Annotated in this window: 18 protein-coding genes and 1 tRNA gene; 11 read left to right on the plus strand and 8 right to left on the minus strand. The window is 69.2% G+C overall.

Annotation, left to right across the window (positions count from 1 at the left end; translation table 11 throughout):
- On the minus strand, window positions 1–1,239 hold the full coding sequence (locus VNO22_13550; GenBank protein ID HXG62397.1) for an ATP-binding protein: 1,239 nt from the start codon (window positions 1,237–1,239) through the stop codon (window positions 1–3).
- Window positions 1,240–1,405: 166 nt separating this feature from the next.
- Here VNO22_13550 and VNO22_13555 point away from each other — a divergent pair, with 166 nt between their 5' ends.
- Window positions 1,406–3,331 (plus strand): ATP-binding protein, encoded by a 1,926-nt coding sequence (locus VNO22_13555; GenBank protein HXG62398.1) that lies wholly within the window; start codon window positions 1,406–1,408, stop codon window positions 3,329–3,331.
- Between the two features lie 22 nt (window positions 3,332–3,353).
- On the plus strand, window positions 3,354–3,797 hold the full coding sequence (locus tag VNO22_13560; protein ID HXG62399.1) for a TIGR03067 domain-containing protein: 444 nt from the start codon (window positions 3,354–3,356) through the stop codon (window positions 3,795–3,797).
- Window positions 3,798–3,838: 41 nt separating this feature from the next.
- On the opposite strand, the gene VNO22_13565 is transcribed toward VNO22_13560, so the two are convergent.
- Window positions 3,839–3,931, minus strand: a tRNA-Ser gene (locus VNO22_13565).
- A 1,294-nt stretch (window positions 3,932–5,225) separates the two neighbouring features.
- Here VNO22_13565 and VNO22_13570 point away from each other — a divergent pair.
- Window positions 5,226–5,630, plus strand: a complete 405-nt coding sequence (locus VNO22_13570) for a hypothetical protein (protein ID HXG62400.1) — start codon at window positions 5,226–5,228, stop codon at window positions 5,628–5,630.
- A 116-nt stretch (window positions 5,631–5,746) separates the two neighbouring features.
- Here the strand turns inward: VNO22_13570 and VNO22_13575 are convergent, their stop codons facing one another.
- Genes VNO22_13575 through VNO22_13585 form a run of 3 tightly spaced genes read right to left on the minus strand, consistent with a single transcriptional unit; the run spans window position 5,747 to window position 7,921 of the window.
- A complete protein-coding gene (locus tag VNO22_13575) occupies window positions 5,747–6,265 on the minus strand; it encodes a PepSY domain-containing protein (GenBank protein HXG62401.1) in 519 nt (172 codons plus the stop codon).
- A 25-nt stretch (window positions 6,266–6,290) separates the two neighbouring features.
- Window positions 6,291–7,385, minus strand: a complete 1,095-nt coding sequence (locus VNO22_13580; protein ID HXG62402.1) for a PepSY domain-containing protein — start codon at window positions 7,383–7,385, stop codon at window positions 6,291–6,293.
- 2 nt (window positions 7,386–7,387) lie between these two features.
- Entirely contained in the window at window positions 7,388–7,921 is a 534-nt protein-coding gene (locus VNO22_13585) for a sigma-70 family RNA polymerase sigma factor (protein HXG62403.1), read from the minus strand.
- A gap of 85 nt (window positions 7,922–8,006) precedes the next feature.
- Between VNO22_13585 and VNO22_13590 the strand changes: the two genes are divergently transcribed.
- Window positions 8,007–8,450 (plus strand): hypothetical protein, encoded by a 444-nt coding sequence (locus VNO22_13590; GenBank protein ID HXG62404.1) that lies wholly within the window; start codon window positions 8,007–8,009, stop codon window positions 8,448–8,450.
- A 31-nt stretch (window positions 8,451–8,481) separates the two neighbouring features.
- Window positions 8,482–9,450, plus strand: a complete 969-nt coding sequence (locus VNO22_13595; GenBank protein HXG62405.1) for a transporter — start codon at window positions 8,482–8,484, stop codon at window positions 9,448–9,450.
- Window positions 9,451–9,515: 65 nt separating this feature from the next.
- On the opposite strand, the gene VNO22_13600 is transcribed toward VNO22_13595, so the two are convergent.
- On the minus strand, window positions 9,516–9,920 hold the full coding sequence (locus tag VNO22_13600; protein HXG62406.1) for a hypothetical protein: 405 nt from the start codon (window positions 9,918–9,920) through the stop codon (window positions 9,516–9,518).
- Window positions 9,921–10,057: 137 nt separating this feature from the next.
- Here VNO22_13600 and VNO22_13605 point away from each other — a divergent pair, with 137 nt between their 5' ends.
- The 6 genes from VNO22_13605 to VNO22_13630 all read left to right on the plus strand — a co-directional run bounded on the left by VNO22_13605 (window position 10,058) and on the right by VNO22_13630 (window position 20,297).
- Complete coding sequence (locus tag VNO22_13605) at window positions 10,058–11,440, plus strand: cation:proton antiporter (GenBank protein ID HXG62407.1); 1,383 nt, start codon at window positions 10,058–10,060, stop codon at window positions 11,438–11,440.
- Between the two features lie 104 nt (window positions 11,441–11,544).
- On the plus strand, window positions 11,545–14,535 hold the full coding sequence (locus VNO22_13610; protein HXG62408.1) for a c-type cytochrome: 2,991 nt from the start codon (window positions 11,545–11,547) through the stop codon (window positions 14,533–14,535).
- 61 nt (window positions 14,536–14,596) lie between these two features.
- Window positions 14,597–15,547 carry a PAC2 family protein gene (locus VNO22_13615; GenBank protein HXG62409.1) on the plus strand — a complete coding sequence of 317 codons (951 nt, stop codon included), beginning with the start codon at window positions 14,597–14,599 and terminating at the stop codon, window positions 15,545–15,547.
- A gap of 93 nt (window positions 15,548–15,640) precedes the next feature.
- A complete protein-coding gene (locus VNO22_13620) occupies window positions 15,641–16,339 on the plus strand; it encodes a 4Fe-4S dicluster domain-containing protein (GenBank protein ID HXG62410.1) in 699 nt (232 codons plus the stop codon).
- The gene (locus tag VNO22_13625; GenBank protein HXG62411.1) at window positions 16,336–18,915 is read left to right on the plus strand and encodes a molybdopterin-dependent oxidoreductase; all 2,580 of its coding nucleotides are present in this window, start codon (window positions 16,336–16,338) and stop codon (window positions 18,913–18,915) included. Before VNO22_13620 ends, VNO22_13625 begins: the two co-directional genes overlap by 4 nt.
- Before the next feature lie 23 nt (window positions 18,916–18,938).
- The gene (locus tag VNO22_13630) at window positions 18,939–20,297 is read left to right on the plus strand and encodes a porin (protein HXG62412.1); all 1,359 of its coding nucleotides are present in this window, start codon (window positions 18,939–18,941) and stop codon (window positions 20,295–20,297) included.
- Here VNO22_13630 and VNO22_13635 read toward each other — a convergent pair.
- Both VNO22_13635 and VNO22_13640 read right to left on the minus strand, forming a co-directional pair.
- Complete coding sequence (locus VNO22_13635; protein ID HXG62413.1) at window positions 20,282–22,186, minus strand: cellulase family glycosylhydrolase; 1,905 nt, start codon at window positions 22,184–22,186, stop codon at window positions 20,282–20,284. The two genes, VNO22_13630 and VNO22_13635, sit on opposite strands and share 16 nt — an antisense overlap.
- Window positions 22,183–24,462 (minus strand): glycoside hydrolase family 48 protein (locus VNO22_13640; GenBank protein HXG62414.1); only part of this gene is annotated, 2,280 nt, incomplete at its 5' end. The genes VNO22_13640 and VNO22_13635, both read right to left, overlap by 4 nt.

Below are 24,462 nucleotides of genomic sequence, written 5' to 3' on the forward strand. Positions count from 1 at the left end.
TCAAACGTCGCCGGCGGGAAGCTCGATCCAGAACCGGCTTCCTTCGCCCGGCCGGGATTCCACGCCCGCTCCTCCGCTCATGCGCTCCATCGCGCGGCGCACGATGGCCAGGCCGATCCCCGTGCCGGGGTATCGATCCTGCGTGTGAAGCCGCTCGAACATCCGGAAGATCCGCTCCTGATCCTCGGGGGCGATCCCGATGCCGTTGTCCTCGACCCAGATTCTCCGGCGAGGGGGTCGCGGCTCCGCGTAAATCCGCACGCGGGGCGGAACCCCCGGGGCCACAAACTTGATCGCGTTGGAGAGCAGGTTGTGAAAGACCTGTTTGAGGGCGGGCGCGTGAGCGACGACGTTCCCAAGCGGTCGATCGACGACGACCTCGCCCCTGCGCTCGGCGAGGGAGGGACGCGCCTCGAGGAGAACCTCGTCCAGGAGGCGGTCGAGATCCGTACGTTCCCGCGGCAGCTCCGCGCGGGCCAGCCGACTGTAGGCCAACAGATCCACGATCAGCGCGTCCATGCGGTCCCCGGCCTCCAGGACCCGCCCCAGCCACTCCCGCGGACCGGCGGCCTCCGGGCCGGTTCCAAGCTCCTCGAGCGCGATCTGCGCGAATCCGCGCATGGCCCGCAACGGCGCGCGGAGATCGTGGGCCACGTGCTGGGCGAAGGCGTCGAGCTCCCGGAGGACCTCCTCGAGGCGGGCGGTGCGCTCGGCCACGCGGCGCTCGAGATCTTCGTTGAGCCGCCGCAGTTCGTCGTAGAGCGCGATGTTGGCGAAGGCGATCGCGGTCGCGTCGGCGAGATCCCGGAGAATGCCCATTTCCCGGGAAGTCGCCGCGTGGCGTCGGGCCCAGTAGACGCCCAGAGCCCCCAAAGGATCCGAAGGCCGGATCGGCACCATGGCGAGGCTCTTGACGAAGGTGGGCCGGTACACGTCGTGAGGAATGCGGGGATCGGCGAAAATGTCCTCGATCGCCACCGGCGCACGGTTGAGGATCGACCAGCCGGAAATGCAGCAGGAGGCGGGGAACCGTCGCCCCTTCCAGAGAGGCTCGCGGGCGTCCACCTCGACGTAATGAACCTGGTCGCCCTCGCGCAGCACGAAGGCGCCGCCGTCGGCCCGGGTGAGCTGCCGGGCCGCCCGGCCGACGATTTCGACCAGCCGCGGAAGCTCGCGCACCCCGGCCAGCTCGCGGATCACCGCGGTGAGCGAAGGGGCTTCGCGTCGATCGGCGTTCACCTTCCTTAATTCGGAGGATCGCATGTCCCGAGCGTCGTCGGTTCTACATCCTTTTTCTACCCTATAAAGTCGCCTCCCGCGGCGGGATTCAACAGGAACCGCGGCGGCCGAAGTTCCGGAGTATACTTACAAGCGGTGCGACCGGGGAAACAGGGGAGTTGCCCCGGTGAAGAACGGGAACGGACATTCGAACGGGCGGTTCCGCCGTTTCGCCGAAGGAGTCCTCGTCACGGCCGGTGCGGCGGCGCTGGTGGAGATCCTCCGCCGCGCGGGAACTCCCTTTCCGAATCCGCCGGCAGCGCTTCTTCTGGCCGTGGTCTGGGCCGCCTTCCGCGGAGGGCTGGGGCCTGGCCTGGCGGCCGCCGCCGTCGCGTGGGCCTCGTTCGCGTGGTTTTTTTCCAAACCCGGACGTCCCTTCGAATACACCGAACCCGACTTCCAGCGCGTGCTCATCTGGGCCGTGGCCGCACCCGCGATCGCCGCCCTGGTGGGGATTCTCCACGCGCGGGCCGAACGCCGCGGACGGGAGGCGCTTCGGGCCAGCCGGGAGCAGTACCGGGATCTCGTCGAGCTGGCTCCCGAAGGCATCTTCATCCAGGCGGACGGGCGCTTCGTCTACGCGAACGAGGCGATCGCCCGCATCCTGGGCGTGGCGCGACCCCAGGATCTTCTCGGACGGGAGGTCCTCGATTTCATTCGGGAAGACTACCGCGATCTCGTCCGGGAACGCATCCGGCGCCTGAGGGAGGAGAAGCAGGCGGTGCCGCTCGTCGCGCAGGTGTGGCTCCGCGCGGACGGCACGTTCGTGGACGTCGAGGTGGTGGCCGCGCCGGTGGACTGGGAGGGCCGGCCGGGCGCGCAGGTCTTCGTGCGGGACGTGTCGGGCCGCCTGGCCGCGGAGCGCGCGCGCCGGACCCTGGAGGAGCAGCTCCGCCATGCGCAGAAGATGGAGGCGGTGGGACGCCTGGCCGGGGGCGTCGCCCATGACTTCAACAACGTTCTCACCGTGATCCACGGATACGCGCAGACGGCGCTGGAGCGCCTGCCCCCGGAGGATCCTCTGCGGCGGGATCTGCAGGAAGTGCTCCGGGCGGCCGAGCGGGCGGCGTCCCTCACTCGGCAGCTTCTGGCCTTCAGCCGGAAGTCGCCGCCCGCGCCGACGCGGCTCGACCTGAACGCGGTCCTGGCGGGCATGGAAAAGTTCCTCCGGCGGCTCATCGGCAGCGACATCGAGATCGTCCTGCGGCCGGCGGCGGACCTCGGACCCGTCAAGGCCGACCGCGGACAGCTCGAGCAGGTCGTCATGAATCTCGCCCTCAACGCGCGGGACGCCATGCCGAAGGGAGGCACCCTGATGCTCGAAACGGCCCGGGTCGAGCTGGCCGCGGAGGCGGCGGAGCGCCACCTGGGCCTTTCACCGGGGCCGCACGTGGTGCTCTCGATCAGCGACACGGGAACGGGCATGGATCGGGAGACGCTCTCCCGCATCTTCGAGCCCTTCTTCACGACGAAGCCCGAAGGCGCCGGAACGGGACTGGGACTTTCGATCGTCTGGGCGATCGTGCGGGAGGCCGGGGGAGGCGTCTGGGTTTACAGCGAACCCGGCCGAGGCACGACGTTCAAGATCTACCTTCCGGAGGCGCCGGCGGCCGAGGCGGAGGCGGAGACGGAGGCGGCCGGAGGGCCGGCCGGGGCGCTGCCCCGCGGGACGGAGACGGTGCTGGTGGCCGAAGACGAGCGCTCGATCCGCCGGCTCATCCGGGAGCTCCTGACGTCCCTGGGCTACCAGGTGCTCGAGGCGGCCGACGGGAACGAGGCCCTTCGCGTCTCCCGCGAGTACGACAAGCCGATCCATCTCCTCCTGACCGACTCGGTGATGCCGTTCATGAGCGGGCGGGATCTCGCACGGCAACTGGCGGAGACGCGTCCGGAAATCCGCATTCTTTACATGTCCGGCTACACGGCGCCCGCGCTCGCGGCCAACGGCCACGGGATTGCGGCGGCGGATTTCCTGGAGAAGCCATTCACTCCCTCGACGCTGGCCCGCAAGGTGCGCGAAGTGCTGGACCGCCCCACCGCCGGCCGGCGTTAGGAAGGGTGGAGGCTTTTTCTTGATGAAGCTTTCCGGTTTCGGGGCGCTCCTGGCGGCGGCCGCCGCGCTCGCGCGCGCCGGCCAGGGAGAAACGCCTCCCATCTCGGCGAAGGACCTGGAAGGGACCTGGACCGGCATGCGCTTCACGGAGGGCCGGGGGGACGATCCTTCGAAGGGCGCGAAGGTGGAGTTTACGTTCAAAGGGGAGCTTCTGGCCGGACGCAAGGAGTCCGGAAGCCTCATCGGAGAGGCGACCTTCACGATCGACGGCCGCAACCTCGACGCCACGGGGACGACGGGCGGCTACCGCGGGAAGACGTATCTGGGGATCTTCAAACTGGAAGGGGATACCCTCACCTGGTGCGTCTCGGGAGTTGCGGGCCGCAACGCCAGGCGCCCGCGGGACTTCGCGGCCGATCCGGGGACGTCCCAGTATCTCATCGTCCTCAGGCGCCGGAAGCCCTGAGAGAAAGGGCCGGGCCGCGCGGGAATTCCGTCCTTCGGAAATGGCGGAGAGGCAGGGATTCGAACCCTGGAGTCAGGAAAACCCCGACTAACGGCTTAGCAAGCCGCCGCAATCGACCACTCTGCCACCTCTCCGTCGAACGCCGCCGCATTGTAGCAGGACCATCAGGGACTTGCACGCGATTGATCGGCGAACCGCGGAATCCCCGGCCCAGGCCGCGCGACGGTCTTTTGATCCCCCTCCGGCCTGCGACCGAGGGGCCCATCGTTATGTCCGGCGAGAACCTCCATGATGTGGGGGGGCCCCGAGGGGTCGGTCCGGCATCCCTATGAGCCCCCGGCGGACCGGCGTTCCTTCGGGAACCAGTCCGCCCGCGGACCGAAGTGTCCGCAGTTCCTCGAGGCGGGGAATCCAATACCGCCGGCCCATGGCTTGAAGCCTGCGGGCCTTGGCGGCCAACCGCGCCGCGATGCGATCCATTTCCGCGAACGACGGACGTCCCCCGCGAACCGACCCCTTCGCCCACCGTCGAATCCAACCCATACCGACGGGCATCCGTCCCCTTAGCCGCGTCCCGTGACGCTTTAGAAACTCCAACAGATCCTCCACTCGGAAGAGGTGATTCAGCGTCCACTCCAGCACGCGCCGTGAAAGCCGCTCCTCCCGCCCCGCTCGAATCAGCGCCAGGCGGGTAATGATGTCATAGTATCCAGGCCGGTTGGTTTTCTTCATTTCCACGAGATCCGGAATCGACGCCACCCGAAGCCTCCCCCAAGGCGTCGGCATGATTTCGGCGCGCTTCCACGCTGCGCGAAAACTTCCCACCCGAGGTGGGCGCCCCACCACGTCCAAATAAACCGGCCCCCCGCGGAACGGAATCACAAAGTGAAATCCATGCCCTCGCGCCACGTAGGCGGACGTCAAGGGCGGCGTAAGCTTATGAACGCGAGCGTCCACCTCCTCCAGCGCATCGATGAACCGGCGGATGTTCTCTTCCGCCGGATCGATCCAGAGGTCCAAGTCCTGAAAAAAATGGGCCGCCCCATACAGGATGGCCGCCTGCCCGCCGACCACAAGATACCGGACACGACACGCCTCAAAGGCGCGGAAGAGAGGACGCATCGTGCGCCGCCTCGAGATCTTTGATTCGCTTCCTCAACTTCCACGCCCGAATCAAGCGCTGACCCGGGGAGAGCCTCAACCAGTCGCTGCGAAAGGGATCCGCCACCGCGTCCCCATCGGGCCAACCTTGTCTCTTCCGCTTCCGATCTCGCGCCGCCATATCCGGAGTGTACCTGAAGCGCGGTGCCGCGGCAAACGGCGCCCGCCCGCCGCCTGAATGGAATTTTCTAGCCATCGGCCGTCCGGAAGCGTATTTAATTCTGGCGTAGGTGAGCGGGATTGTTTGTTTTTTGGGAGGGTCATGCGGTGAAAAGCATTCTCGGACGTACGGTGGTCGCCGGACTGGCGCTGTCCTTGGCCGCTTCGCTGACGGTGGCGGCTCTTTCGCAGGACGATAAGAAGAATTCCGCCGTCAACGACGTCTGTCCGTTGAGCGGAAAGGCCGTCAATCCGTCGTGCACCAGCGAAGTCACCGTCAAGTTCTGCTGCGACAACTGCAAGGCGAAGTTCGAAAAGGACCCCGTCCCCTTCCTCCATAAACTCGACAAGGCGCCCAATGAGAAGTGCCCGGCCAGCGGCAAGGCCGCCAAGGAGTCCTCGGCCAGCGCCACGGTCGCCTTCTGCTGCGAGAAGTGCAAGGAGAAGTTCGACAAGGAACCTGCCAAGTTCCTCGCCAAGCTCAAGGCCAAGAAGAAGGAAGAAAAGAAGTAACGCGGGACGATCCAAGCCCCCGCCGGAAGACCGGCGGGGGCTTTTTTTCGGCCGCCGAATAATAAAAAAGCCGCGCCGCCCCCCATCGCCCCCGGGGAACGGCGCGGCCCGGTTGACTAGTCGTCGTCCCCCTCTCCCTCGTCGTCGTCTTCCTCCTCGACTTCGAGGACCTGACCCGTCTGCGCGTCGATCTCGACCTCGAAGACCTTTCCGTCCGCGAACACCTCCACCTCGAGAACCGCGCGACCGTCCTCGAACTCGAGCTCCACGTCCGTGGCCTGCCCGGGAACGCGCTTCGTGGCGATCTCGATGCCCTTGGCCAGGCTGATCTTGGCCGCCGCCGCGGCTTTCGAGAAATCCTTCGCCACCTCCGCCTTCCCGAGCACCGCCCCCGTCTTCGGGTCGAGCGCCACCGACAGCCCCGCCGACCCGCGGGCAAACACGGCCGCGTACTGAACGACCCCCTTGCGGGACGTCAGCTCGCACGAAACGGGCGTCCCCTCCTTCACCTCCGCCCGGGCCTTCTCGAGGGCCTCCGCGAGCGTGATCTTGGCCTCCTTCACGAGCGCCTCCCGTTTCCCCGACCCGGCCCAAAGCGCCAGGCCCGCCACCAGTCCTGCGCACAGACTCTTCACGTCCTCACCTCCTGAAAGGAAACCTTCATCGACCCACAATCCGACCCGTGTCGGCATCGACCCTGATTTCGCGCAGCCGGCCGGCATAGAGCACCCGGACCGCCGCGACGACCCGTCCCGCTTCGGACCCAAGCGACCCTTCGATCGCGCGGCCGGGCAGCTCGGCCAGCGCCCGCTCGATCGCCTCGCCGAGTCCCAGGCGCGCCGCCGGAGTCCGCCCCGCCTGCCCTTCCTCCTCCTCCTCGAGCCGCTCGCCGGTCCGGACGTCGAATTCGATCTCGAAAAGCCGGCCGTCGCGCAGCACCTCGACCGTGCACACCGCGCGCCCTTCATCGTCCTCGATCCGGGCCGCCCGCGCCGCGCCGCCCCGCTCCACCGCCCGCCCCACGAACGCCGCCAGCGGAAGCACCGCTCCCTCGAGAAGCTTCGCGGCGCGCGCGCCCGCCTCCGAAGGCGGCCCGAAAACCTCCGAGCGCCCCGGCGGCACCGCCTCCCGGTAGCCCCACGCCTCGACCCGCGCCGTCCCCGCCGCGACCGTCACCCCGAGCTCCGGCCGCTCCTCTCCCGGAAGAGGCCGCAACTCCACCTCGAACTCCGCGCCGGAAGCCTCCACCGCCCCCGCGGGCGTCGTCACCCGGAAGAACGCCCCGCCGGGAACCCGGAAGCGTCCGCGTCCCGCGGCCAGCTCGAAGCCGTCCGGCCGCCCCTGCCCGGCCGAGCCGGGCTCAAGCGTCGCCTCCGCGCCGCCCCGGAAGCGAAGCGCGAGCGGCGCCGCGCCGCGGGCCGCCACCCATCGGCCTTCGCGAACCTCCCCCGGGCGCCCCAGAAGATGCGCCACGCCCGCGATCGATACGGCCAGAAGAATCCCGGCGGCGGCGATCTCGGCCCACCGGCGCCGGGGGCGCGCCGGCGGCGCCGACGTCGCGTCCGCGACCGCGCATCCCGACGCCTGCGCCCCGTAGAAGGCGTAAAGCCCGGCTTCCAGAAGCGCCGCCTCCACCAGAGCGCGGCCGCGCGACCGATCCGCGCGAACCGCCGCCGCCAGCTCGGAAAGCTCCGCCGCCGAGGCGTCGCCGTCCTGCCAGGCCCGGAGGAGATCTTCGAAGCGATCCGCGTCCATCGTCACGGCTCCTCCCCCGGCCCGAGTTTCGCCTCAAGACACCGCCGGAGGTTCTGCCGGGCCTTCCAGAGGGTCACCTTGACCGACCCTTCGGTCCACCCGAGGGCGCCCGCGATCCGCCGCACCGGGAGGCGGTCGCGATACCGCTGCTCGACCAGACGCCGCTGGGCCGGGGGCAGTCCTTCCAGACATTCCGCCAGGCGCTCCTGCCGGCGCCGCATCCCCTCCGGATCCGGAGCGTGTTCCTGGAAGGCCTGCGCGACCGCCTCGTCCAGCGCCTCCGAACCCTCGACCCGGCGCACGCGCGAAGAGCGGCGGAAATAGCCGGCCACGCGGCGGCGCGCCAGCTCGAACGCCCACGGGAGGAACCGCTCGACCCCGACGCCCTTGCGGTCCTCCTCGATGATCGCCAGGCCGACTTCCTGAAAGATCTCCTCGGCGGCCTCGCGGTCCCGCGCCAGGGCGAGGATGAAGCCGAAAAGAACGTCCCGGTTCTCCAGGAACGGCCTCACGAGTCCCGCCGGAGCGTTTTCCATGCCCTCAGTGTGGGGACGGCGCCCCCGCGAAGTTAACTCAAAAAATTTCGCGCGGCGCGGCGCCGCCGGATATGCTGGCGGGTCTATGAGGCGGACGTTCCTTCTCCTTCTGGCGTCGCTCTACGTGCTTCAGACGCTCCGGATCGTCCGCCCGGCGCCCGCCGATGCGGCCCCCGGGGGCCCCTCCGCGCCCTCGGGAACCGATCCCTGCTGTTCCGGGGCCTGCGGCTGTCCGGACGAAATGGCCCGGCGGCGGCTCTGCTGCTGCGGCCCGGAAGCGGCTCGGGAGGAGAGCCCGCGTTCCCCGAAGCGGCCCGCCGGCGCCTTCGAGGCCGCGCGGTGCCGCGGAGCCGAGGCGGCCGTCGCCCGCGGGCCGGTGCTGCCCCCTTTTGCGCCTTGTTTCCTCCCCCCCGGCGTTCCCTCCGCCACCGAGCGGCCCGAGGCTTTCCCTCCGGAGCCGCCCGATCCGGTCTCCCCCCGGCCTCCCGACAAGGTTCCCATCGCCGCGATCCTCGGTTCGGCGTCCTGATTCGACAACCCTCTTTATCCGAGGATCGATCATGTTCTCATCCGCGATCATTTTCTCTTTTTTGGCGGCGCCCGCGCTGCGCGACCATGGGCCCGGAACCTCGGGCGGCGGGCTCACGACGGTTTCGGGCGAGACGCTGCGCCCGGGATCGGTGTCCCTGAGCGTCCGGATCGATTACACCCAGTTCGAGCGCCTTTCCTCCGAGGACATCCGCGAGCGGACGCTCGACGTGGGGGGAAGTCACGCCCATTTCGACGCGGCGCGGTGGAGTCTGCTCGAGGCGTTCGAGGTGGCCTTCGGAGCTTCGGAGGGATTCCAGCTGGCCTGGTCCTTCGGGTACTACCGGGGCAACGACCTGCGCGAAGGGCACGTTCACGGCGACGGAAGCTACGGATTCCACGAAATGGGCGACGTCTCGGGAATGACCGACCCCTGGTTCACGGCGAAGGGCCGGCTCTTCAAGGGACCGGAGGGGAGTCTGGCCCTCTTTGGCGGGGTGAAGTTCCCGTTCGGGGAGGACGATGAGGCCGACGAGAGCGTGAACGGAAACCGGCCCCTGGAGCCCGCGCTCCAGCCCGGAAGCGGCACGTTCGACGCCCAGCTGGGGGCGGCGTACTCGCGGTGGCTGACGGAGACGCTGACCCTCGACGCGAGCCTTTCGTACACGCTGCGGACGGAGGAGGACGCGTTCAAGATCGGGGACCTCGTTCTTCTCGGAACCGCCCTGGCGTGGCGCTTCACGGAGAACGTGCAGACGTATCCCCAGCCCAGCGTGTTTCTGGAAGCGCACGTGCGCCATCTCTTCCGAAACGAGGAGGACGGCGAGCGGGTGCGCAACTCGGGAGGCACGACGCTTTTTCTCGGCCCGGGGTTCCGGATGGGATTCTCCGAGCGCGTCTCCTGGACGATCGCGCTTCAGATTCCGGTCTTTCAGCATCTCCACAGCGAACAGCAGGAGACGCTCTTCAAGGCGGTGACGGGACTGACGTTCACGTTCTGAGAGGTTCCGGGGCCGGGGAGGCGGCGGCCTTCCCGGCCCTCTTTCCCCGGCGCCTCCGCCCCCCGTCAGCGGACCCCCGCCGCCGCGCCCATCACGATTCCCATGAACGCCGCCCCCGCGAGAAACATCCCATCCGCCAGGCGGTGCCGCCGCCGCATTTCCGGGTCGTAGTAAACGATCTGGACCCCCGCGCGGCCGAGCCAGAACAGGGACATGCCCGCGCTCAGGAACCTCCCGAGCCCGCGGCCGGAGGCCAGTTCTCCGGGAAAAAGGAGGCAGACCGCCGCCATCCCCAGAAGGACGATCACGATGTAGACCCAGTGCACGACGAAGATCTGCCGGATCAGAGGGTCCACCCGCACAAGATTTCGCCGGCAGTCGAGCCGGCCCGGCAGCGCCAGGTTCATCGCCGCCACCAGCCCCTGAAGCACCCCCACCGCCCGGATCCAGGGGATCCACGCCTCGTCCATGCGCCCTCCTTCCCGCCACCCGGACCGCTGGATCGGCATATACGTATATTTCTGTATATACAGAAAATACTGTTCGACGTCAAGGCTTCCCGGGCGCGCGGCCGGCCGCGCGCGGCGCTTGATGAGGGCGCGCCCGCGTGGTAGAGTGCACGCTCGTGATGACCGCCCTCCTGGCGAGCCTGGCCGATGAGGGAACGCATTCGGCCGTCGGGGCCAAGGCCGAGGAGGTCGTCCTTCGCCTCCTCATCCAGCTCATCGTCATCCTCCTCGTCACGCGGGGGGTGGTGCTCCTGGCGCGCCGCCTGGGGCAGACCGACGTTTCCGGCGAGATCCTGGCCGGGATCCTCCTGGGGCCCAGCCTCCTCGGAGCCCTCGCCGGAACGATCGACCCCGGGTTCATGAACCGGCTCTTCCATCCGTCCACCTCCGTCATCTTCACCGGCCTGGCGCAGGTCGGCCTGGTTCTCCTTCTTTTCCAGATCGGGCTGGAATTCGAATTCCGCACCCACCTGGGGGAGGACCGGCGCCCCATCTTCGTCATCAGCGCCACCGGCATCGCGGTTCCCTTCCTCCTGGGCTACCTTTCCGCTCCCTGGTTCCACGCGCATCTGCCCGAAACGGTCAAACCCTCCCTTTTCGCCTTCCGGCTCTTCTTCGCCGTGGCCATGTCCATCACGGCCATCCCCGTCCTCGGGCGGATCTTCATGGAGCTGGGTCTCTCCCATACCCGCACGGCGGCCCTCACGATCGGCTCGGCGGCCGTCGACGATGTCACGGGATGGCTGATCCTCGGCGCCATCTCCCTCATCGTTCAGGACAAGCCGCTGCTCTCCTGGGTCCTTCCGCGGATCGCGGGCCTGGCGGTCTACCTCTTCGTCGTCTTCCGCCTGCTGCGGCCCGTTCTGCGGCGCGCCGTCGCGGCCCACCTCGAACGCGCCGGGAGCCTCCGCGTGACGGCCGTGGCCTGGATCCTGCTCCTGCTTTTCGCCTCCGCCACGATCACGAGCCTGCTCGGCGTCTTCGCCATCATCGGCGGATTCGTCATGGGCGTGGCCCTCCACGACGACCGCCGCTTCGTCGAGGCCTGGAAGCAGCGCGTGGCCCCCCTGGTGCAGGCCTTCTTCCTGCCGATCTTCTTCACCTACACGGGACTGCGCACCGACATCGGAACCATCCCCGGCGGCTTCGGACTCCTCATGCTGGTCCTCGTCTGCGCGATCGCCTTCGTCGCCAAGCTCGGCGGCTGCTACCTGGCGGCGCGCTGGGTGGGCGAATCCCGCCGCAGCGCCCTCACGATCGGCGTCTGCATGAACACGCGCGCCCTCATGGAGCTCATCGCGCTCAACATCGGCCTGGACCTCGGCGTCCTCACCCGCAGCATGTTCACCATGCTCGTCCTTATGGCCATCGCCAGCACCTTCATGGCCACGCCCCTCATCCGCATCCTCATGCGCGGCCAGGAGCGCCTGACCGGCGAGGCCGCCGAGGTCGAGGCCGCCCGCGCGGCCGCCCGATCCTGAAGACCCCTGCAACCCTTCCGCCCCCCGCGGCGTGATGTATAATGGGCCCGCTTTTCTTCCCTCGACCCGGAGCGGGAATGAATTTCCGCCCTTTGAGGTGACCGATGGCTCGCATCCTCCTCGGCGCGCTTCTCCTGGGGATCGCCCCGGCGGCTCAGGACGCCCAATGGATCTGGAAAAGTCCCCAGGCCCGCGCCCAAGAGCGCCTTTTCTTCCGCAAGACCTTCGAGATCGGCCCCGTGGAATCCGCCCGCGTCCACGGCACCGCGGACAACCGCTTCGTCCTCTTCGTCAACGGACAGGAGGCCGCCCGGAGCGACGACTGGACCGCCCCCGTGTGGGTGGACCTCAAGCCGTACCTGCAGCCGGGCCGGAACGTCCTGGCCGTCGAGGCGCAAAACGAGGGCGGCCCCGCGGGACTGCTCCTGCGCTTCCTCATCCGCACGGCGGACGGCAAGTCCCTCTCCTTCGGCACCGACGCCTCCTGGAAAGTCTCCGACCGCCCCGAGAAAGGCTGGGAAGAATCCGGCTTCGCCGACGCCGCCTGGGCCGCGGCCGCCGTCCTGGGCCCCCACGGAATGCCCCCGTGGGGAGACGTCCTGGCCGGCCAGCCCGGAACCGCCGAGGCCGCCGCCGCGCCGCGCGAAAATCTCCGCGCCCGCGACGGCTTCCGCGTGGAGCGCCTCTACACCGTCCCCAAGGCCACGCAGGGCTCGTGGGTTTCCCTCGCCGTCGATCCGCGCGGACGCCTCATCGCCTCGGACCAGGAAAGTAAAGGCCTTTTCCGCCTCACCCTGAAGGGCGATTCCGTGGACGTCGAGAAGATCGACGTCCCCGTCAGCGGCGCCCAGGGTCTCGTCTGGGCTTTCGACGCCCTCTACGCCGGCGTCAACGGGAAAGGTTCCGGGCTCTGGAGGATCCGCGACACCGACGGCGACGACCGCCTGGACCGGGCCGAACAGCTCTTCGCCGTCCGCGGAAGCGGCGAGCACGGCCCCCACGCGGTCCTCCTCACCGAGGACGGCCGCGGACTCTACTTCGTCGCCGGCAACCACACCCTCCTGCCCGACGGCCTCACCGGAAGCCGCATTCCCACCAACTGGGGCGAGGACCTTCTTCTGCCCCGCCAGTGGGACGCCGGCGGCCACGCGGTGGGGATCCTCGCTCCCGGCGGATGGATCCTGCGCGTGAGCCCCGATGGAAAAGAGCGCGAAGTCTTCAGCATCGGCTACCGCAACCAGTACGACGCCGCGATCAGCCCCGAGGGGGAGATCTTCACGTTCGATTCCGACATGGAGTGGGACCTCGGCCTGCCCTGGTACCGGCCCACCCGCGTCTTCCACGTCGTCAGCGGAAGCGAGTTCGGCTGGAGAAGCGGAAGCGGCGTGTGGCCCGACGCGTACCCGGACTGCCTGCCCGGCGTCGTGGATATCGGACCCGCCAGCCCCACGGGCGTCCTTTTCGGAACCGGCGCCCGGTTCCCCGCGCGCTATCAGCGGGCGCTGTACATCCTCGACTGGACGTACGGCACGATCTGGGCCGTCCACCTCAAGCCCAAAGGCGCTTCCTACGAGGGCGAGGTCGAGGAGTTCGTCAGCGGAACGCCCCTTCCCGTCACCGACGCGGTGATCGGGAAGGACGGCGCCCTGTACTTCACGGTGGGCGGACGCGGAACCCAGTCGGCGCTCTACCGCGTCTCCTACGTCGGGAAAGAGCCCGTCGATCCGGCCCCGCGGGCGCCGGATCCCGGAGCCCCCGCGCGCGAAATGCGCCGGCGGCTGGAAGCCTTCCACGGGCGGCGCGACCCGGCGGCCCTGGACGCCGCCTGGCCCTTCCTGGGACACGCCGACCGGTTTCTCCGCTACGCCGCGCGGATCGCCGTGGAAAGCCAGCCCGTCGAATCCTGGATGAACCGCGCCCTTTCGGAGCGCGATCCTCAGGCCCTGACGACGGCGCTGGTGGCCTTGACGCGCCAGGGTCCCAAGGAGGCGCTCGGCGCGGTTCTCGAGGCGCTCGACCGGCTGGATCTCGGGGGACTTCCGGAGCCGGTCCTTCTGGACGCCCTGCGCGTCTACCAGCTCGCCTTCATCCGCATGGGTCCGCCGTCGGAGGAGCTGCGGGGCCGCGCGATCCGGCGCCTGGACGCTCACTTCCCGCACCGTTCGGCGGCGGCCAACCGCGAGCTGGCCCAGCTTCTCATCTATCTCGAGGCGCCCACGGCCGTCGAGAAGTGCCTCGCCCTTATGAAGCGGTCGGGACCGCCGCCCCGGCCGTCCTGGGTCACGGCGTTCGACCGCAACCGCGGCTACGGCGGCGTGGTGGAGAAAATGCTCGCCAAGATGCCGCCCGCCGAGGGAATCCATTACGCCTTCGCGCTGCGCAACGCCAGGACCGGGTGGACGCCCGAACGGCGCCGGGAGTACTTCTCCTTCCTCAAGGAAGCCGCCGAGAGCTACACGGGCGGCAACAGCTACAAGGGATATCTCATCAACACGTGGAAGGAAGCGCTCGCTCACGTTCCCCTCGAGGAGCGCGCGGCGCTTCCGGCGCTTTCCCCGCCGCGCCTCTCGGAGCTCCCCAAGCCCAAAGGACCCGGCCGCGCCTGGACCGTCGAGGAGCTCCTTCCCCTCGTCGAAAAGGGGCTCCGCAAACGGAACTTCAGGAACGGCCGCCGCATGTACCTGGCCGCCCAGTGCGTCGTCTGCCACCGCTTCGACGCCGAGGGCGGAAGCGGCGGACCGGACCTCACGGGCGTCGCCGGCCGCTTCGGCGTGCGCGATCTCCTGGAGTCCATCATCGAGCCGAGCAAGGTCATTTCCGACCAGTACCAGGGCATGGTCCTGCGCACGCGCGACGGCCGCGTCTTCTCGGGCCGCATCGTGGGCGAGAAGGAGGGAAAGCTCCAGATCGCCACCGACCTTCTCAAGCCCGACGCGATCGTCGAGATCCCGAAAAGCGCCGTCGAGGAGAGCCGCGTTTCGACGGTTTCGCTCATGCCCACGGGGCTGCTCAATCCCCTGAACGCCGACGAAGTGCTGGATCTTGTGGCCTATCTGCTTTCGGCCGGCAATCCCGAGCACCCGGCGTTTCGCTGACGGCCTCCGGCGCGGGTAACGGACCCGGCGGCCGCCGCGTCCAAGGAGAGGAGGGATCCCGGTGACCGACGCTTCCGCGATCGCCCGCCGCCCGTGGCTCGTGGCCGTCTGGCCGGGCATGGGCCAGGTGGCCCTGACCGCCGGATACTACCTCATGTCGCGGCTTCGAATGCACGAGGCGGACACGATCCCCGTCCGCGACCTCTTCGACGTCGAGCACGTCGACGTGAAGGACGGCCTGGTGCGGATGGGGCGGCTTCCGCAGAGCCGGCTCTTCCTCCGGAAGGATCCGGACGGCCGGCGCGACGGAGCGGTTTTCATCGGCGAGGCCCAGCCGCCCCTGGGCAAGCACGCCTTCTGCACCCGGCTCCTGGACGCGGCCGGAAGACTCGGGGTGGACACCGTCTTCACCTTCGCCGCGATGGCGACCTCCATGCATCCGTCGGCCCCGTCCCGCGTCCTCGGTGTGGCCACGCATCCCGAAGGCCTTCCGGAACTGCGCCGTCACGGCGTGGAGATCATGCCCGACGGCCGCATCACGGGGCTGAACGGGGTTTTCCTCGCCGCGGCGGCGGAACGCGGCATGACGGGAATCGGCCTTCTGGGGGAAATTCCCGCCTTCGCCGCGCAGCTTCCCTTTCCCAAGGCCTCCGCCGCGGTCCTGGCCGTCTTCTCGCGCATGGTCGGCCTCCCGATCGATCTTCGGGAACTCGAGGAGTACGGTCGCGCCATGGAGGAGCAGCTCGCCCAGATCGTGCGCCAGATGCAGGAAGCCCTCCGGCCGGGCGCGCCGCCTTCCGAAGAGGAGGCCGAAGCCGTCGAGGCGCGCCCCGAGCCCGCTCCGGCCCAGCCGGAACCCGACGAGGCCGCCCGCCGGCGGATCGAGGAGCTGTTCCGCGAGGCCGCCCGGGACCGCTCCAAGACCTTCGAGCTCAAGCGGGAGCTTGACCGCCTGGGCCTCTTCAAGGACTACGAGGACCGCTTCCTCGACCTCTTCCGCAGGCCCGAGTAGGACGCGGACGCCTTTCTTGACGGCGGGGCGCGAACCGGGGTATTCTTGATCGCAATAGCTGCTATCTGTTTTTTGGATGATCGAGGCCCGCTCATGAACGCTCCCGCCGCGCCTCAACCCGCCCCCCGCTGGGCCCTGGCGATCGACCTGGCGCGCTGCACGGGATGCCACGCCTGCTCCGTCGCCTGCAAGGTCGAAAACCGCGTGCCCGTGGGTCACTTCCGGACGATGGTGTACTACCGCGACCGCGGAACCTTCCCGCACGTGCGGCGCGACTTCCTGCCCGTCGTCTGCCAGCAGTGCGCCGACGCCCCGTGCCTGAAGGCCTGCCCCACCCGCTCGATCTCCCGCGGGCCCGACGGCATCGTCCGCATCGACAAGGAGACCTGCGAGGGCAACGGCGCCTGCGAGGAGGCCTGCCCCTACGGCGCGATCTACGTGGACGCGCTCACCCGCACGGCCGACAAGTGCGACTTCTGCTCCCACCGCCTGGAGGCCGGACTGGAGCCCGCCTGCGTGGAAACCTGCCCCGGCGGAACCCTCATCTTCGGAAACCTGAACGACCCCGCCAGCCCCGTTTCGCGCTTCCGCGCCGCCTGCGGAGACGCGCTCCGGCCGCTCAAGCCCGAGAAAAACACCCAGCCGCAGGTTCTCTACCGCGGACTGGATCCGTCGCTCGAGAAGAAAATTCCGGAGGGCCGCAACCACGACGGCCGCTCCTACGAAATCGAATTCTGGGCCCGCGAGGAGCCTCCCCCCGCCCCCCCCGCGCGCCGGAGGAAGAAGCCGTGATCCGCCCGGGACGCCGCGAGTTTCTCAAGAGCGGCCTCGGGGCCCTGGCGGGCCTGCGCCTGGGCGAAACGATCCGCCTCTTCCCGGGCGAACGCTTCGCCGCCGCCCAGGAGGATCGCGACCCCGAAGCCGCCCGCCGCCCCCCCAACGACTACCGCCGCGCCCAGCGCCGTCCCGGCGTGTGCCTGAACTGCTCCACCGTCTGCGGAATCGTCGGATGGATCGTGGACGGCCGGCTCGTCAAAGTCTCCGGCAACCCCGAGGACCCCAACAACGGACGGCATCTCTGCGCCAAGGGTCAGTCCGGCCCGACGATCGGCACCTACCCCGACCGCCTCCTCTACCCCCTCCGCCGGGCCGGCCGCCGCGGCGAGGGACTCTGGAAACGCATCTCCTGGGACGAAGCCTACCGGGAACTCGCCTCCCGGATCCGCGCCTGCATCGAGGACGGTCACCCGGAGCACGTTGCGCTTCACTACGGCCGGTCCCGCATCAACGACGTCCTCGAGCGCTTCATGAGCGCGGTCGGCTCCCCGGTCATCCTCAACCACCGCGCCCTCTGCTCCCTCAACAAGCGCGCCGCCAACTACGCCACCCTGGGCGATACCGACTGGGAAACCGTGGACGCCGAACGCTGCCTCTACTTCCTGAACTTCGGCTCCAATTTCTACGAGGCCCACCAGGGGCACATCCACTTCCTCCGCCGTGTCGTGCGCGCCCGGTTCGATCACGGCGCCAAGCTCGTCACCTTCGACGTGCGCTGCTCCAACACCGCCGGCCGGAGCGACGAATGGTTCGCCCCCCGGCCCGGGACCGAGGGCGCGATCGCGCTCGCGATGGGCCACGTCCTGCTGGCGGAAGACCGCATCGACCGGGAGTTCCTCGAGAAATGGACGAACGTCTCCCTCGAGGCCCTTCGGGAGTTCTACCGCCCGTACACGCCCGAATGGGCCGAACGGCAAAGCGGGATGGCCGCCGCCGACATCGCCCGCGTCGCGCGCGAGTTTTCCGAGCGCCGCCCCCGGTGCGCGGCCTTCACCAACCGCGGAAGCCACGCCCATTACAACGGCTACTCCAACGACCGCGCCGTCATCCTCCTGAACGCCCTGGTGGGTTCGATCGGGAGACCCGGCGGCTACTGCTACGGCGAGTCCGAACGGATCGATCCGGTCCAGTTCCCGCCCCCGCCGCCGCTGCCGCCGAAGCCCTCGATCCGCACGGACCTGGAAGACCCGCCCGAATACCCGCTGGCCAACTACTGGCAGAAAATGCGCGTCGGCCAGCTCGTCTACGACTTCATCGCCCGCCGGCGCGCCACGGTCAAGGTCTACCTCACCTACACCCTCGGATCCCCCACGACCTGGCCGGAGGGGCGCAGCCTCACCACGCGCGTCCTTTCGGACGAATCCCTCATCCCGTTCCACGCCTGCTCCGACATCGTCTACTCGGAGACGGCCCACTACGCGGATCTCATCCTGCCCGACGCCACGTATCTGGAACGCTGGGGCCTGGACACGCGGAACTCCTACGAGCTTCAGCCGTACGTCACCCTCCGGCAGCCTCTCGTGCCGCCGCCGGCCGAGTGCGTCAGCTTCGCCGACGTCCTCATCGAACTCGCACGCCGGATCGGTCCTCCCGTGGACCGCTACTTCTCCACCTTCCGCAACCACGAGGAGTACGTGCGCCATCAGTGCCGCAACATCCCGCCCGGAGACTGCGCCGACGGGTGGGAATACATGAGGCGCCACGGGGTCTGGGTCGACAGCCGGTCGCCGAAGACCTACGAGCTCTTCAAAAAGCCCCTCACGGCCAAGGAACTCGAAGGCTCGCGCACCGATGCCGCGACGGGGGTGGTCTACCGTCGGGGCCCCGGAGGAAAAGACGAGCCGATCGGGGTCGTGGTGGACGGCGTTCCGGTGCGCGGTTTCAAGACCCGGTCCCGGAAGTTCGAAATCCACAGCCCCGTCACCGCCGAGCAGGCCGCCCGCGTGGGCCATCCGGACGACGGCTGGCCACGATGGGTCCCCATCCCGGCCCACGAGAACCTGCCCGAGGACCGCTTCCACCTCGTCACCTTCAAGTGGAACGTCCACACGCAGGCCCGGACCGCGCCCCAGAAGTACCTGACCGAGATCGTCCACGACAACCCGCTCTGGATCCATCCCGATGCGGCCCGGCGCCTGGAGCTCAAGACCGGAGACTGGGTCGAGATCACGACGTACCGCCCCCGCGGAGCGACCTACCGGGCCGATGGAAGCGCCGTCGGCAGCGCCCGCATCCGCGTGGTCGTCACCGAGGGCATCCATCCGCGGGTCGTCGCCTGCTCCAACAGCCTCGGACATCTCTTCGGCGGACGGGCCGCCACCGCCCGGCGCGGGCGCCGTCCCGAGGGACCCGGGTACGATCCGGCCGTCCTGCCCGACGATCCGGATCTTTCCCGCCGCCTCTGGTGGGACGAGCGCCACGGGGGCCGCGGCGCCGGATTCAACCTCAACGCGATTCTTCCCATCCAGCCGTCGCCGGTCACCGGCATGCAGGCGTGGTATGATACGACCTGCTCGATCCGGAAGATCTGAGCAGAACCAGGGAGGGACCTTCCGTGAATTTGGCCGCCGCCGTCGCCGCCCTTTTCGCGCTTGCTCCTCAGGAGACCGACTCCGAACGCCTCAAGCGCCTTGAAGAACAGGTCCGGCGCCAGCAGGAGGAAATCGAAAAGCTCAAGGCCGCCTCCCCTCCCTTCACCGCCAGCCTCACGGAGGGGCTCCGCTTCCGGACGCCCGACGGCTCCGTGGATCTGCAGCTCGGCGGACGGTTCCAGCAACACCTCCGCGTCCTCCTCGACCGCCCCGAGGGATCCCCGCGCACCCAGCCGGATACCTTCTATGTCCGCGCCGCCCGACTGAAGATGAGCGGAACCTTTTTCTCCGATTACGGCTTCCTGGTGGAAGGCGATTTTCCGTCTTCCTCCACCGGGCCGACCCCGACCCTCCAGGGGGCCTATGTGGAGTGGAAGAAGCTCCGGGAATTCCGCCTCCAGGTGGGCCAGTTCAAGGTTCCCATCAGCCAGGAACGCCTGCGCTCCCGCCTCTTCAGCGATTTCGTGGAGGATTCCGTCCTCACGCGGTTCGTCCCCGGATACGACCTGGGGATTCTGGCCTACGGACAGCTCGCCGGCGGCGCGGCCGGGTATCAGGCCGCCGTCGTCCACGGCCGAAGCCACCTCGACAACGCCGGCCGCTCCCGCCACGACGACAACGACGAAAAGGAATTCGCCGCGCGCGTCACCCTCTCCCCCTGGGCCCCGGACAAGGAGGCGTTCTTCCTCAAGGGACTCCGCGTGGGCCTGGCCGGAACCGTCACCGACGTGGACGATGTGACGATCAGCGGCACGGGGGTGACGGCATTCGACCTTTCGACGCCCGAACTCGGCGTCCTCTTCTTCGATCCCGCGGTTTCCTCCGGAACCCTGGCGCTCGACGGCCGCCGGACGCGCCTCGGCGCGGAGCTCTCCTGGGCCGTGGGCCCCGCCTGCCTGCGCGCCGAGATCCTCGCGCGGCGGGACGAAATGGTCAATACCGGCGTCCGAGAGGACATTCCCATCCGCGCCTGGTCCGCCACGCTGACCTGGATCCTGACGGGCGAGGAGAAGAACCCGGAATCCCGTATCGTGCCCGCTCACCCCCTCGGGGAGAACGGCGGATGGGGCGCGCTCGAGGTGGCGGCGCGCCTGGCCGGCGCCGAAATCGACGACCGCATCGAAAACCTCGGCGTCCTCGTCGCCGGCCATTCCCTCAAGGTCCGCAGCGCCACGGTCGGCCTGAACTGGTGGCCCGCCCGCAACCTCCGCCTCTCCGCCGACGCCGTCCGCGAGAAGTTCGGAGACGACCTCGACATGGGCGCCGGCCGCACCGAGGACGCCTTCACCGGCTTCCTCGCACGCTTTCAGATCGATTTTTGAGTCCGCCTGCGCCGGAGCCCGGCGACGAGCCCTCCGAGAGCGCCCAGGACCAGAATCGCCTCAAGTCCCGTCAGGCCGCACCCCCCGCCTCCGCCTCCCCCGCCGTCCTCCCCGCCGCCTCCTCCACCGGAACCGCCGCCTCCCGTTCCCCCCGTTCCGCCTCCTCCCCCCGTCCCGCCCGTGGAGGATCCGAAACCCGGATACGTCACCGAACTCACGAAGGTCACCTTCTCCGTGTTGAGCCCGGAATAATCATCCTTGAGGACGCCCCCGGTATCGTGCGATTCCGGCGTCCAGCACCACCAGGTCCACGAAAGCCCGTTCTCCTGGATATAGGCGCGCAGCTTCTCCGCCCAGAGACGCTCGCGGGTGCGCTTGTCCTCGCTGATGTCCGTCCGGCTCGAGGGAACCGTCAAAAACGATCCCCATTCGCCGACCCACACCGGAGCGATGTTCTCCTTGTGAAGAAATCCCCACTGGCGGTCCCAGTGCGCCGGGAGATTGTCCGGAAATCCGGCGGAGTATTGGTGGAACGGCTGATCCCAGACGATCGGACCGTAATCATGAACCTCGTAGACCAGCCGGTTCGCCACGCTCAGCGTCAAGGGATGATCGCGAACCCCGAGGTGAACGGCCCCCCACCAGCCCGCCTCGCCGTTGTACTCATGCATTCCCTGAACGCAGATGAGCAGATTGGGATGGATCCTGAGAATCTCCTCCGCGCACCGCTTGGCGGCCCAGCGCCAGTTCACGGACGGATTGACATTGTCGGCCTCCCACGTGGCCGACCCGTGCACCTCGTTGAACAGATCCACCCCCACGACCGTCGGATTCGTCCGGTACCGCGTCACGAGCGCCTTCCAGTTCTCGATCCACTGCGATTCGGGACGGCTCGAGGAATACCAGAGTCCGGACTCCGGCGCGCTTCCGCCGTGAACCCGATGATAATCCAGGATGATCCGAATGCCTCTCTGGCCCGCGGCGCTCACCAGACGATCCAGAATCTGTCCGCAGGTTTTGTTCAGCAAATCCGCGTTCACCGTGGAGTCGATCGCCTCCTGGCGCGGATAGGTCGTGTCCAGCGGAAAGATGTCCCCCGAGAACGGAAGCCGGATGAGATTGAATCCCGCGTTCTTCATCTCATCGAGATGCCGCTCGATCGTGTATCCCGTCCCACCCCACAGGCCGTGCGGGATGCGGTTCTCGCTGTCCATCCCGTGCCAGTTGACCCCCGACCAGCGAATCTCCCGGCCCGCTTCGTCGAGAACCTTGTTGCCCGACGTCCTCCACCACCCGGACCCCGTCCCGCCTCCGGGATCCCCTCCTCCCCCGCTCCCGGACAGACTGAATCGAATCCAGTTCAGGTTGAAGGGCCCTCCGTCGAACACCACCCGCAGAACCTGCACGCCCGACGAAAGCGAAACTCCCGTCGCCGTCACCGTCGTCCACGTCTGCCACCCCCCGGTTTGAGGGGCCGAGACGGTCGCGGTCAGAGCGACGCCATCCTTTTCCAGATGAAGCGCCCCGCCCGACATTTCGGAGGCCACGCGGAACTCAACCGTGTACGTGCCCGCCTCGCGGACGTCGACCGTGTACTCGAGCCACTCCCCGGCCGCAATCCATCCCACGTTGTATCCGCCCCCCGTATCGGCCGTCGCCTCGATGTCCACCTGCTCCGAAGGGCGATACTGCCCTCCGTTGTTCGTGGAATCGCCGTCCTGATAGGCGACCCCCGGGCCGCCCGTGTCGAAATCCTCCGCCTGAAGCGTTCCCGGGACCGCGACGGCGGTTCCCCCGTAGGGACCCTGCGACCCGGCCTGAGCCGCTCCCATGACCGCCACGAGCGCTCCGAACAAAGCCGCCCGCTTCAGAATCACGACACCCCTCATGGTCCCTCCTCCGCGGCCTCGGCCAGCGCCAAGGCCACTTCCACCTGGGCCCAGAACCGGTGATACCGGAATACGGGCGCCTCGCCCGCCGCCCGCGCCCGCTCCAACCGCCCGAACTCCGGGTCCGCCCGATAGGCCGAGCGCAGATCCAGGAACGTCACCCCCGCACGGATGTCCTCCCCCCGCGGCGTCCGCCCCCGCCAGCCTTCGGGAAGCGGCACGCGCTCCCCGAACCGCGCGTAATCCGGCCGGGCCTCGGGCGCCGCCACGCCCGGCCTGTCCCGATGAAGCGTCCAGATCCGCTCCAGAAGCTCCCGGCCGAGCGCCCGCGAGCGGGAATCCGGGTGGACCAGCAGCGTCCGCGCCAGAGCGCCGGCCACCCCCACGTCCTGCGTCACCGCCGTCACCGCCGCCCGCAGCGAGGCGTTCGATCCCGGCCGCGCGGCGTTCCAGGGGTCGGGCCGGCCGCTCCAGCGCAGCGTCGCCGGAATCGCGTAGCCTCCCTCCGGCGTCAGCCGCACCTCCCGGCGGGCCCACGCGGCCCAGCGGTCCGCGACCTCGGCCGCGCGCGCGTCCTTCGAAAGCGCCGCGTACCGGACCAGACGATCCATCGCCCAGACCTGCCACCCGAACCACTCGTTGCTCGGGGGATCGAGAAAAACCGGATGCGCGTCGTACGCCAGGCCGTGGAAGCCCGAAGGATCCGCGCCGGGCCCGATCCGCGCGCCGCCGGCGATCGCCCCGTCGGCCGACTGGAGCCAGCGATAGAACTCCACCTGACGCGAAAGGCTCCGCGACCAGTCGCGCGCGGATCCCGGAGCCGGCGAGCGGAACGCGGGATCCGACGCCAGCGCCCAGGCGGCCAGCGGGTTCTGGTAGCCTACGTGGGCCGCCGAGGCCCCCGTCCGCCAGGCCCACGCGCCCGCCCCCCGCTCGATCGAGCCGCCCCACGCGTACGTCCATCCCAGAAGCCCGTGCGGCTCGGTCCGGAAATGCTTCTCCCGGAGCGCGTACCGGAGCGCGTCCCCCATCCGCACGGCCCGCGCCAGAGGAAGCACGCGCGCGGGATCCCGCCCCTGCTCCCGCACGGCGCGCGCCGCCTCGAAGGCGGCCTGGACCGCCCGCGCGTCGGCGTCCGGAGCGCACACGTAGCGCCACTGACGGGCGTAGGACGGCTCGCGGATGAAAAGATCGAGATACCCGTTCGGCCCGCCGCTTCCGAAGTCCTCCCACGACGGGTGCGGAATCGTCTCCCAGACCGACTCGTGCGGCCCCCGCTGGAAGGTGTTGAGAAACCCCGCCCGGCGCGCCCGGTCGCCCCTCCGGCCGAAACCGTACCAGTTGTCCGCATCGACCAGCCAGTGCATTCCGTGGAGATCCGCCGTGCCGTACGCGCGCCGCAGCTCCTCCGCCAGATCGTCCCGGCCCGCGGGCGCCGACGGATCGAGCGCCACGGGATACTCCTCCGGACGGTCCCGCTCCGGCGCGGGCACCGAAGGACGCGCGGGATCGTAGGCCGCGTTCGTCGGCTGGTCGTCCGGGCCGGGAATGAGAAACTCCTCCATGCGGGCCCAGGCGCGGTTGAAGGGCGCCCAGTCGCCCGTGATCCGGCCGTACGCGGCCTCCAGCCACAGCCAGTAACTCAAGGTCTCGCTCGTCGTCAGATGCCCGTAGTCCGGAGCGTCCACGAGAAGGGTTTCGACCGCGTGATAAGGCAGCCCGTCCGGACTGAAGTAGCCGTTGGCCGGATCGTGAAGCGCCTGCCGGAGCTCGAGGAACCGCTTCTCGTAAAGCTCGCGGAGGGACAGCACGACGGGGGGGGTCTCCGTGGAGGCCACGGCGCGTCGCCCCGCGGTCACTTCGACCGCCGCGCCGGTCCGGGCCCCCTGGACCTGCACGCGTCCTTCCCGGACGTCCACGCGGGTGCGTCCCGGCTCCACCGACACGGCGAACCGCGTCCCGATCACCCGGACTTCCGCGTGCGGTGTGGCGACCGCCATCGGACGACCGGGCGTCTGCGGGGCGACCTCCGCCTCCAGGGCCCCCCGCCGGAGAACGCAACGCTTCGCCTCCCCGAGCGCGAGTTCCGCGTCCTCCGAGAGCGCCAGCCGGGTCGGCTCCCCCTTCCAGATCACCGTCCCGCCGCCGCGGACGACGTCGCCCGGCCAAAGCGGGGTTCCCGCGCGCGCCGCCGCGGGCGCCTCTCCGGGACGCTCCAGAAGCGCCCCCTCGCGGGCCTCGGCCAGGACCATCTCCGAAACCGGCTCCGTCGCGCG

It is taken from the genome of Planctomycetota bacterium (assembly GCA_035574235.1).
Lineage (GTDB): Bacteria > Planctomycetota > MHYJ01 > MHYJ01 > JACPRB01 > DATLZA01.